Source organism: Pseudarthrobacter albicanus, from assembly GCF_018224015.1.
GTDB classification, from domain to species: Bacteria; Actinomycetota; Actinomycetes; order Actinomycetales; family Micrococcaceae; genus Arthrobacter; species Arthrobacter albicanus.
Window position 1 is genome coordinate 1 of the sequence record NZ_JAGPOT010000005.1, and the last position, 4,987, is coordinate 4,987.

Consider the following 4,987-nt stretch of genomic DNA (forward strand, 5'->3'; position numbering starts at 1 on the left):
TCCAGGTGTGTCGGGCCGAACATCCTGAGCAGGGTTTCAACCACGACGACGTTCGGGCCCTCGGCGGCGAAGCCCGCCTTCAGCGCGTCCCCGACGTCCTCCGGGGCCACCCGGGTGGCGGGGATTCCGAACGCTTCGGCCAGCTTGACGAAGTCGGGCCGGGCGAGTTCGGTGGCCGTGGCCTTGCCGAAGGCGCCCACCATGTACTCGCGCAGGATGCCGTAGCCGCCGTCGTCCACGATCAGCCAGGTCACCGGAACGTTGTGCTGCTTGGCCGTGGCGAGCTCGGCGATGGAGTACATCGCCGAGCCGTCGCCGGAGACGGCCAGCACCCGGGCGGTCCCACCAGAAGAGCCTGCCGTAGTTTGCAGCCCGACGGCGCCGCCGATGGCCGCGGGGAAGCCGAAGCCCAGCCCGCCGGCGCCCTGGGCGGAGTGGAACTGGCCCTCGCGGGCGTCCCAGCAGCTCCAGGCCCAGTAGGCGGAAATCGTCATGTCCCAGAAGGTCTGCATGTCCGCGGGAACGGCGCCGCGAATGTCCGCCATGAACTTCAGTTCCTTGCCAAGGTCCTGGGATTCGAGCCGGGCCGTGACCTTGGCCAGGGTTTCCTTGACGAGCGCTTCCGGGGAGGTGCCGTGCCAGTCCGCGCGGGTTTCGACAGGCTCAACCACCGAGGTCAGGGCGGCATCGAGCGCGGTCAGCGCCTGGCCGGCGTCGGCGCGGATGCCCAGGCCCGGCCGGTTGGACTCGAGCACGCGTGGTTCGGCGTCGATCTGGATGATCCGGCCGCGGGGTTCGAAGGTGAAGTAGTTGGAGGTGACCTCGCCGAGCGAGGAGCCGATCACAATCAGGACATCGGCGTCCTCGAGCAGCTCCGTCATGTGCCGGTCCTCGATCCAGGACTGGAGCGAGAGCTCGTGGTTCCAGGGGAACGCGCCGTTGCCGCCCGGGGTGCAGATGACGGGGGCCCGCAGCTTTTCCGCGATCGAGAGCAGCGATTTCTCGGCCCGGCCGCGGCGGGTGCCGCCGCCGGCGATGACGGCGGGACGTTCCGCCGTCGAGAGCCATTTCACCGCCTCCCGGACCAGTTCCACCCGGGGCGGATTGTCGGCCGCCTCGGCGAGGGCGTCCTCCACCGGGGGCACCATGATGGGGTCCAGCAGCACGTTCTGCGGGATCTCCAGCCAGACGGGGCCCTGGGGCGAGGAGATGGCCTCGGTCCAGGCGTCCTGGATGGCGGAGGGGATTCCGGAGGCGTGCTGGATCAGCCGCTGGCTCTTGGTGACGTTCGCGGCCGAGGCCTTCTGGTCGTCGAGCTGGTGCAGCATGCCCTTCCGGCGGGCGCCGAGGCCTTCGAGCGGGATCTGGCTGGCGATCACCACCATGGGCACACCCGTGGCGTAGGCCTCCTGGAGCCCGGCCAGGGAGGTCAGCGCGCCGGGGCCGGTGGAGAGGAACAGAACCCCGACCTCGCCGGTGGCACGGGCATAGCCGTCCGCGGCGAAGGCGGAATTGTTCTCCATCCGGGAGGAGACGAAGTGCAGGTTTCCGCGGCCCATCGCGTCGAAGAGCCCGAGGGCATGCTGGCCCGGGATGCCGAACACGGTCCTGGCACCCAGCGCCTCGAGGGTCTCGACGACGAGGTCCCCGCCGTTGCGCACCCCGCTCACCGGTTCACCGCCGACGGCGCGGCGAATCCGGCCGGGCGGCGGGATTCCTGGCCGAGGGCCTGGGCGGCGTAGCCGTTGGGCGCGACGGACCGGTCCCCTTCGACGGCGCGGTCGGCCATCAGGGTGACCAGTTCGTAGGCGACGTGGCTCGCGGCCACCCCGGTGATGTCGGCGTGGTCGTACGCGGGGGCGACCTCGACGACGTCGGCGCCCACGAGGTTCATGCCGCGGAAGCCGCGGATGATTTCCAGCAGCTCGCGGCTCGTAATGCCGCCGGCCTCGGGCGTGCCGGTGCCGGGCGCGTGGGCCGGATCCAGGACGTCGATGTCCACCGAGATGTAGAGCGGGCGGTTGCCGATCCGGTCGCGGACCTTGGCCACCGTCTCGAGCACGCCCTGGTAGTAGACGTCCGCGGAGGTGACGATGCCGAAGCCGAAGCGGTGGTCGTCGTCGAGGTCCTTCTTGCCGTACAGCGGACCGCGGGTGCCGATGTGGCTGATCGCCTCGGTGTCCAGGATGCCTTCCTCGACGGCGCGGCGGAAGGGCGTGCCGTGGGTGTATTCGGCGCCGAAGTAGGTGTCCCAGGTGTCCAGGTGCGCGTCGAAGTGGAGCATGGCCACGGGCTCGCCGGCGCGCTCGGCGGCGGCGCGCAGCAGGGGCAGGGCGATGGTGTGGTCCCCGCCGAGGGTCAGCAGCCTGCTGCCGGACGCGGTCAGGTCCAGGGCGTTCTGCTGGATGGTCTCGATGGCTTCATGGATGTTGAAGGGGTTGACCGCCATGTCGCCGGCGTCGGCCACCTGGATGTTTTCGAAGGGGCTGACGTCCCAGGCCGGGTTGTACGGGCGGAGCAGCCGGCTGGCTTCGCGGACGTGGTTGGCGCCGAAGCGCGCGCCGGGCCGGTAGGAGACGCCGGAGTCGAACGGCACGCCCACGACGGTGACGTCGGCCTTGGCGACCTGGTCCAGCCGCGGCAGGCGGGCATAGGTGGCGGCTCCCGCGTAGCGCGGAATACGGGATGAATCGATGGGGCCAAGGTTGCCATTGGCCTCGATGCGCAGCTCTTCCAAAAGAAAGCCTCTCCTTCGAGGATTGACCGACAGGTGTGACAGCCATCATACCCTCAAAGTTTCGTAATGCGCATCAGTTGTTTACCAGAGTTCCTTACGCGATAGCGGAGGCGCCCCGTTCCCCCGTCCGGACGCGGACGGCGTCGCTTACGTCGACGGTCCAGATCTTGCCGTCGCCGAAGTTGCCCGTGCGCGCCCCGGCCAGGATGGCGTCCACGACGCCGTCGACGTCGTCCTCGTTGACCAGCACCTCCACCCTGGCCTTGGCGAGGAGATCGGAGGTGTACTCGGAGCCCCGGTACACCTCCACATGGCCGCGCTGCCGGCCGTAGCCGCTGGCCTGGCTGACGGTCAGGCCATTGACGCCCAGCTCCTCCAGGGCCGCGCTCACGGCGTCGACCCGCTCCGGCCGGACGATGGCGGTCACGAGTTTCATCTCGACACCTTGCCTCGGGCCGGCGGGCTCTCCGGCTGGCCCTCCGGCTGGCCCTCAGGCTGGCCCTCAAGCAGGCCGGCGGGGGCGACGGCGGCGGCCGCTTTGGCGTGCGGATCTCCCGGATGGAAACTGCCGCCGACCATCAGGAGTTCGTACGCGGTTTCGGCGTGTTCCGTCACGTCGATGCCGGAGCGCTCATCGGCCTCGGACACCCTCATGCCCATGGCCTTATGGATCGCGAAGCCGATCAGCGTGGTCATGACGGCGCTCCAGACGGTGACGATGAGCGCCGTCAGCAGCTGCGGCCAGAACTGGGCCAGGCCGCCCCCGTGGAACAGTCCCCCCTCCGTCTTCGCGGACGGGAGCGCGAAGAACCCAAGGGACAGCGTCCCCCACAGCCCGCCGACGAAGTGCACGGCCACGACGTCGAGCGAGTCATCGAGTCCGATCTTGAACTTCAGCGCCACGGCGAGCGCGCAGACCGCCCCCGCCACCGCGCCGATCAGGATGGCCCCGATGGGGTCGACGAAGCCGCAGGCCGGGGTGACGGCCACGAGGCCGGCCACCGCGCCCGAGGCCGCACCCAGGGAGGTGGCATGCCCGTCCCGCAGCCGTTCCACGAGCAGCCAGCCGAGCAGCGCCGCACTGGTGGCCAGCAGCGTGTTGGTCCAGGCCAGGCCGGCGGTGGCGTCGGCGGCGAGCTCGGACCCTGCGTTGAACCCGAACCAGCCGAACCACAGCAGGCCGGCCCCGAGCATGACGAAGGGCAGGTTGTGCGGGCGGATGTTCGGGTCCTTCATGAAGCCGAGCCGCTTGCCCAGGACGACGGCGAGCATCAGGCCCGCCATGCCGGCGTTCATGTGCACGACCGTTCCGCCGGCGAAGTCGAGGGCCGAAATCCTGCTGCCGATGATCCCGTCGGCGCCGAAGATCCCGCCGCCCCAGACCCAGTGGGCGATGGGAGCATAGACGAGCGTCACCCACAGGGCGGCAAAGAGCAGCCAGGGTCCGAACCGGACGCGTTCGGCGACGGCGCCGCTGATCAGCGCGACGGTGATGATGGCGAAGGTGGCCTGGAAACCGATGAACACCATGTCCGGCAGTCCGGCCGCCTTGCCGCCGATGCTGCCGGTCAGTCCGCTCAGGCCGAAGTTGGCGAAGGGGTCACCGACGAATCCATTGAGCGAATCGGGCCCGAACGCCATGCCGTAGCCCCACAGGGCCCAGACGACGGCGACGACCCCCATGGCGCCGAAGCTCATCATCATGATGTTCAGGACCGATTTCATCCGCACCAGTCCACCGTAGAAGAACGCGAGACCGGGGGTCATCAGGAGGACCAGGGCGGACGCTGCGAGCATCCACGCTGTCGCGCCAGGATCGAGCGTCTGGGGATCTACGTCCATTCCTACTGCAAGCACAGCCAGGTTCATTGCGGGAGCCTTCCTCGAATGCCGGCGCTCCAAGGGCGCCGGACCGGCGAGACCATGTCAACTGCGGGACTGTTGCACGTCCCCCCGCAGATGACGCTACCGGGGGCATGTTTCAGCGAGGCACTTCCCCTTTTACGCCGGCGTTACAGGGGCGCCCCGGGGATTAAATCGCCGTTTCGGTGAGGTTAACGGCGCGTGACGCACATCTCACCACGGGTCGGCGCCCGGACCGCCGTCCGGGTATGGCGGCCGCCTGGGCACGGCTAGTGTAGCGTGTCGTTGATTCCTTTGGGTATGAATTTTTGTCAGACTTGACCCATGGTTTATCTGGCAAAGGCACTGGAACTGCGCAACGGGGACCGCGAGGCCCTGGAGGCGCTG

At 69.0% G+C, this 4,987-nt stretch carries 4 protein-coding genes; all 4 read right to left on the minus strand.

Going from position 1 to position 4,987, the window contains the following annotated elements; genetic code table 11:
- Nucleotides 1–1,670, minus strand: a 1,670-nt coding sequence (locus tag J9611_RS01730; RefSeq protein WP_211877146.1) for a thiamine pyrophosphate-binding protein, incomplete at its 3' end; no start/stop codon positions are given.
- On the minus strand, nt 1,667–2,737 hold the full coding sequence (gene speB / locus J9611_RS01735; RefSeq protein WP_211877153.1) for an agmatinase: 1,071 nt from the start codon (nt 2,735–2,737) through the stop codon (nt 1,667–1,669). The genes speB and J9611_RS01730, both read right to left, overlap by 4 nt.
- Nucleotides 2,738–2,831: 94 nt before the next feature.
- The gene (locus tag J9611_RS01740; protein ID WP_211877155.1) at nt 2,832–3,173 is read right to left on the minus strand and encodes a P-II family nitrogen regulator; all 342 of its coding nucleotides are present in this window, start codon (nt 3,171–3,173) and stop codon (nt 2,832–2,834) included.
- Entirely contained in the window at nt 3,170–4,579 is a 1,410-nt protein-coding gene (locus J9611_RS01745; RefSeq protein WP_246527242.1) for an ammonium transporter, read from the minus strand. The genes J9611_RS01740 and J9611_RS01745 overlap by 4 nt, the downstream gene beginning before the upstream one ends.
- Between the last annotated feature and the right edge of the window lie 408 nt (nt 4,580–4,987).